The sequence below is a fragment of the Candidatus Poriferisodalis sp. genome (assembly GCF_965219595.1).
GTDB lineage: Bacteria > Actinomycetota > Acidimicrobiia > Acidimicrobiales > Poriferisodalaceae > Poriferisodalis.
In genome coordinates this window covers 3638534-3644553 of the sequence record NZ_OZ244781.1, presented here as the reverse complement: position 1 = coordinate 3644553, position 6020 = coordinate 3638534, and the positions used below count along the sequence as shown (strand labels likewise).

The following is a 6020-nucleotide window of genomic DNA, read 5'->3' as shown; positions in this document are numbered from 1 at the left end:
CCGCAGCCGCGAATTTGTTCTGTGCGTTTGGACTCTCGTGAACTCAACAAGTTGCCGTCATGCCGGACGGATGTCTTGAAATTTCCGCGTCGCAGCCTGCGATGACTGAAATCGCTTGAGATCAACTGAAATAAGTTGAAACTGCGTTTCGGGCAAGTCTAGGTTGGGGTTCGCGGCCGTGGGGCTGCGGGAGCGCCGACTGCGGAGTGGTTACGATGGATTCTGCGGTGATTGCAGCGATCGTGAGTGTGCTCGGGGCCGGGTTCTTGGCCATGCTGTTCTTCTTCATGCGCGGCATCCGAGCCGACATCGCCGACCTGCGCACCGAGATGCGCGCCGAGATCCGCTCCCTGCGAGCCGAGATGCAGACCGAGTTCGCAGCCGTGCGAGCCGAGATGCAGACCGAGTTCGCAGCCGTGCGAAGTGAGATGCAAGGCATGCGCAGCGACATTGCCGCGCTGCAGCAGACGGTTGCCCGCCACGACGGCATCCTGTCGCAGATCGGCCGCCAGAACGGCACCGCCGCCTAACAGGACGCAGCGAGCCGGCCGCGGCGGTTTGGGCACTCTCCAGCACCCTGCTCACCATCTGGGGGGAGGGCAGCCCGCAGACGGTCCGCGTCGCGCTCCGACAGATGTGGTCTCTGCCGTTACGCCAGCTTCGCGGCGATGGACCCCACGGAGCGCAGGGCTGTGCCGTCGGCGCCTTGGGTGACGAAGCGGCGTGTGGGCCCGTGAAGCGCCTCGGCGATGAGGTCGTCGAGCAGCTCGATGAGGCTGTCGCCCTCGTGCGACCAGAAGTACCAGCTCAGCGAGCCGGGAATCGGGTTGATCTCGTTCACCCACAACCCGCTCGGGTCGTCGCCGCCATCCCAGAGGAAATCGATGCGCATGACCGACCGGGCCATGACGAGGCGGCTCACCTGGGCCGCCGCCGCGCGAAGGGATGACTCGATGGCTGTCGGCAGCACGGCAGGCAGCTCGCGCGGCGCCGTGGCCATGCCGCCCCCGCCTGTCAGGTACTTCTCGGCGTAGGTGTAGATCGTGCTGTCGCTGCGCAGCGGCCGTTCCACGGCGCTCAGCCGCAGCTCCGGCCAGGTGCGCACCGAGATGTTCAGGTCGGTGATGTCGCTGAGGTAGCGCTGTACGACAGCGCCGTCGCGCAGCAGCGGCGACGAACGCGCCAGCGCCCTCGCCGTCGCGAGGTCGTCCACAATCTCGATGCCGATGGACGACCCGCCGAAACGCGGCTTGACGATCAGCGGAACGCCGGCCAGATCTGCCGCTGCATCATCGCTCGGTGACTCTTCGGTGAGCAGCCAGAGCGGCAGCGTGGGCAGCCCGGCCGCTTCGGCGGCACCGCTGAACGCCAGCTTGTCCATGCAGACAGCGGCGCTGCGCTGCCCTGGACCGGTGTATGCCAAGCCGGCCAGGTCCAACAGGGCCGGCAAGCCGCCGTCCTCGCCCGGGCCGCCGTGACAGCAATTGACGACGACGTCGACCGGCACTGGCCGGCGACGCCGGTCCGCACGGACAAATCCGCCGCCTGGGCGTGCTGCGGGCTCGATCTCGGTTGCCGAGCGCGGCAGGCCCTCGGCGAAGGCCGACGCCTCGATGTCGGGCGGCACCTCGTGCCATGTGCCGACGGGCGACCAGTACAGCGCCACCGGGTTGCGCCCGGCATCGGCAAGCGCATGCACCGCCTGCAAGCCCGTGAGGATCGAGATGTCGTGCTCAGGCGACGGTCCGCCGAAACACACGCCGGGACGGGTCATGGGGCCATGTTCTCATGGACGGGAGGCGGTCAGGGGTAGTGGTCGGGGAGGTCGTTCTCGTAGAGGACTGCGTCGCCGGCGCCGAGATGCGCGCGCACCCACTTCACCGCATCCTCGCGGCTTGCCATGCAGCGAACCGTGGCGCGGTCGCCGGTGCGGTCGTGGACGAGGGTGCGTGCGCTGCGTCCGCGCGTCGCTCGGCGCGCGGTGGCCCTGTCCCACCCGGCAGCGCCGCCCAGCAGCGCAACCCGGTTGGTCCGGCCCACGATGAGCACGTCGTCGGCAATCTCGGCGGCATGCTCGCCGAGCTGGCGGTTCTCGTGCGCCTGGCTGCGGCCGAGTTCGACCATGCCCGGCGTGACCACCACGCGCCGTCCGGCGTCGGTGTTCGCCAGCATGGACAGCGCAGCGCGCGCCCCGGCCGGATTGGAGTTGTAGGTGTCGTCGATGACCATGACCCCCCCGGGGCTGCGCCCGGCGGTGCGGCGGTGGTCAGGCGTCGGCAGGTCGCCCAAGCGGCTCGCGATGTCTGCGTCGGAGACTCCCAGGACCGATGCCGCAGCCACAGCGCAAGCGACGTTCGCCGGCGCTGCGCCGCCGAGCGGTCCGATGGCGATCTCCCTGCCGAACACAGTGATGCGACGCGTGACGGTGGCCTCGTTCACGAACGCGCTGGCCGGCGCGTCGGCAGGTGCAGTGACGGGCAGCACGGTCACATCCGCGCTCGGGTCCTGAGTCGAACACCGGATAACCCGCAGACCCGAGGCGGCCAACCGGTCGGCTTCTGCGCTCAATCCGTAGGCATCGACGTTGAGAATTGCCGTGCGACTCGTTGCGAAGATCTCCGCCTTGGCGGCCACGATGCGGTCGAGGCTGCCGAAGCGCTCGAGGTGAACCGGGCCTATCGAGGCCAGTATCGACACCGACGGGCGCACCCAGCGGGTCATGGCGGCGATCTCGCCGGCGGCGAAGGTGCCCATCTCCGCGACGAACACCTCGGTGCCGGGCACCAAGTGCTCGTTGACGCTGCGACATATCCCTGCGGTGTTGTTGAAGCTGGCGGGCGTTGCCACCACCGCGCGGGATCCCTCCACGAGCTGGCGCAGGTAGCCCTTGATGGTGGTCTTGCCATACGAACCGGTCACCGCGACCCGCACCGGATCGACCTCGTCCAGGCGTTGTTGCGCGCGGTGCACCCAGCGGCGAGACAGCACGGCTTCGAGCGGTGTCAAGATCGCCAGCGAGACGTCCACCCACAGCGGCATGCCGAAGAGCAGCACCGCCACCACGGGCTCGGCCAGTCCCACCAGGAGGCCCACGCCAACCAGGATCAACCACAGCAGCGCCAAGGTGATGGCCACGGTGGCGAGCCGGCGGGTCCACGCCAGCGGGCTGGACCGCCCCCGAATGTCGAGGCCCTGCGGACCGACCGCGACGGCGGCCGCAGTGATCGCCGGCGCCCACCAGAACGTGCCGCTCAGCACCACTCCGGCGGCGGCCGCGAATGCCAGCACGCGATTGTTCCTGTCGAGCAGCCACCAGCGCCGGGCGAATCGCGACGTTCGGCCAACCCCATAGTGCTCACGCTGGGCGATTCGCAGCCAGCGAGCGGCCGAGATCATGCCGGCGACGACCGACGTCCACAGCACGATCTGGTTCATCTGATCCCGCCCGCAGGCAGTCGTTCGCTAGGCACGCGCCTCAGAGGTTGTCACAGCACGTCGAGGCGTTGTGAAATGGCATCGGCGAGCGACGGTGCAGCCTCGGTCGGCACGAAGTGGCCCACGCCGTCGAGGACCGTCAGCCGGGCGTCGGCAAGGATGCCGCCGGCCCGCTGTGCTACCTCCATCGGTGCCGAATCGTCTTCGCGGCCCCACACCAGCTCCACCGGCTGGGAGATCTCGCCGAGCTGAGCTTCATAGGTCTCGTTGACGACCGTCACCAGCACATCTCGCATGACTCCGGTAGCGCTGCGGTAGTCGGCGCTGCCGAAGCGCTGCCGCATGCGTTCCATGGCGTCGTCGCCGAGCAAGCCGCGCCGGTGCAGCGTGCGAGCCAGGCGGTATCGCAGGGCTGGCCGCGCAGCGGGGCGGTCGGCTCGTCGAAGCAGCGGCACCCCGCACAGCACCAGCGCCGCGACAGCATCCGGGAATCGCGCTGCCAGTTCGACCGCAACCCGCCCCCCGAAGCTGTGGCCCACCAGCACGACGCGCGGGCCGCATTCGTCGAGGACCGGACGGACCATCTCTGCATAGCCGGCGGCGCCGCACGGCGCTTCCGGCGCTGGGCTGGCGCCGAAACCGGGCAGGTCAACCGCGATGGCGCCGGTAGTTCCTCGCGACTCGACAAGACCGGTCAGGGCGGTGTCGAAGTCGGTGTGGCTGCGGCCCCAGCCATGCAGCGCCAGCACGTCGGCTGGCGGATCACCGACACGGCTGCCGAAGAGGCTGCCGCCGGCGAAGCTGCTCAGCACCGGCGAACTCAGCGGGCGAGGACCTCCGAGTCGGGCCCAGGATGCGAGCGGTTGATGGCCGACAGCAGCGCTCGGAAGCTGGCCGTGACGATGTTCGGGTGCAGCCCGACGCCCCAGTACACGTCCCGAGAGGGTGTCTCGATCTCGACGTAGGCCGCGGCGGTGGCATCCGCGCCTGCGCCCACAGCGTGCTCGTGGTAGTCGACGAGGCTGACCTCGACGCCGAGCGCGTCGGCCAATGCGGTCTTGAACGCGGACAGCGGGCCGTTGCCGCGCCCCTTCGCGCGCACCTCGCCGTCGGGGCCCTTGATGGTGGCCTCCACTTCCGACTCGTCGGACGACTCCGAGTCGAAGTAGCTGCGATGGCCCAGGTAGGCGTACGGCGACTCGGCATGCAGGTAGGTCTCGTCGAAGGTCTTCTTGATGGCCTCCGGCAGGATCTCGCCGCCCTCGTCGGTGATCGCCTGGATCACACTGCTGAACTCGATCTGCAGCCGGCGCGGCAGGTCGAGGCCGAAGCTGTTCTTCATCACGTAGGCCACGCCGCCCTTGCCCGACTGGCTGTTCACGCGAATGACGTCTTGGTACGTGCGGCCCACATGCGCCGGATCGATCGGCAGGTAGGGCACCTCCCAGAAGTCGTAGTCGTCGGCCAGCGCTTCGAAGCCCTTCTTGATGGCGTCCTGGTGGCTGCCGCTGAACGCCGTGTACACCAGGTCGCCGCCGTAGGGATGGCGCGGATGCACCGGCAGCTGGTTGCAGTACTCGGCAATGCGGCGCAGGTGATCGATGTGGCTGATGTCCAGCTCTGGGTCGACTCCCTGGCTGAACAGGTTCATCGCCAGCGTGATGATGTCGACGTTGCCGGTGCGCTCGCCGTTGCCGAACAGGGTGCCTTCCACCCGGTCAGCTCCGGCCATCACGCCGAACTCTGCCGCCGCCACGCCGCAGCCGCGGTCGTTGTGAGGATGCAGCGACAGCACGACGGCGTCGCGATTGTCCACGTTTCGATGGAAGTACTCGATGAGGTCGCCGTAGGTATTCGGGGTCGCCATCTCCACGGTGGCGGGCAGGTTCAGGATGATCGGATCCGCGGCGGTGGCGCCCCATTCCGCGCTGACGGAATTGCACACCTCCAGCGCGAAGTCGATCTCGGTGCCCGTGAACGACTCGGGCGAGTACTCGAAGCGGATCGCCCCGCCGTCATGGCGTTCGGCCAGCTCCTTGCAGAGCCGGGTGCCGGAGATGGCGATGTCGCGGATGCCCTCTCTGTCCAGCCGGTACACCACCCGGCGCTGCAGCTCCGACGTCGGGTTATACAGGTGCACGATCGCGTTCTTGGCCCCGGCGATCGACTCGTAGGTCCGCTCGATCAGCTCGGGCCGGCTCTGCGTGAGCACCTGGATCCAGACGTCGTCGGGTACCAGGTCCTCCTCCACGAGCATGCGGCAGAACTCGAAGTCGGGCGCTGAGGCCGACGGGAACCCCACTTCGATCTCCTTGAACCCCATCTCGACGAGCACCTCGAACATCTGGCGCTTGCGCGGCACGTCCATCGGGTCGATGAGGGCCTGGTTGCCGTCGCGCAGGTCCACCGAGCACCACAGCGGCGCCTCCGAGATGATCTTGTCGGGCCAGGTGCGGTCCGGCAGATGCGCGGGATAGGCGTAGGTGCCATAGAGGCTGTACGGCATCGAGCTCGGCTGCTGGGCGCTGATGCGCTTCACGTCTGCCATGGGAATCTCCTGCGGTTGGGGCGGTCGATTGGGGTTC

5 protein-coding genes are annotated in these 6020 nt (G+C 68.4%); 1 reads left to right on the top strand and 4 read right to left on the bottom strand.

Annotation, left to right across the window (positions count from 1 at the left end; genetic code table 11):
* Window positions 1-215 precede the first annotated feature (215 nt).
* Window positions 216-530, top strand: coding sequence for a hypothetical protein (locus ACOQPE_RS16245; protein ID WP_420609903.1), 315 nt, complete (start codon window positions 216-218; stop codon window positions 528-530).
* Between the two features lie 119 nt (window positions 531-649).
* Here ACOQPE_RS16245 and ACOQPE_RS16240 read toward each other — a convergent pair whose 3' ends face one another.
* The 4 genes from ACOQPE_RS16240 to leuA are packed head-to-tail and all read right to left on the bottom strand — an operon-like array spanning window position 650 to window position 5983.
* The gene (locus ACOQPE_RS16240) at window positions 650-1774 is read right to left on the bottom strand and encodes a D-alanine--D-alanine ligase family protein (RefSeq protein ID WP_420609902.1); all 1125 of its coding nucleotides are present in this window, start codon (window positions 1772-1774) and stop codon (window positions 650-652) included.
* A gap of 29 nt (window positions 1775-1803) precedes the next feature.
* On the bottom strand, window positions 1804-3435 hold the full coding sequence (locus ACOQPE_RS16235; protein WP_420609901.1) for a Mur ligase family protein: 1632 nt from the start codon (window positions 3433-3435) through the stop codon (window positions 1804-1806).
* 50 nt (window positions 3436-3485) lie between these two features.
* On the bottom strand, window positions 3486-4247 hold the full coding sequence (locus ACOQPE_RS16230) for an alpha/beta fold hydrolase (RefSeq protein WP_420609900.1): 762 nt from the start codon (window positions 4245-4247) through the stop codon (window positions 3486-3488).
* Window positions 4248-4255: 8 nt separating this feature from the next.
* Entirely contained in the window at window positions 4256-5983 is a 1728-nt protein-coding gene (gene leuA / locus ACOQPE_RS16225) for a 2-isopropylmalate synthase (RefSeq protein ID WP_420609899.1), read from the bottom strand.
* Between the last annotated feature and the right edge of the window lie 37 nt (window positions 5984-6020).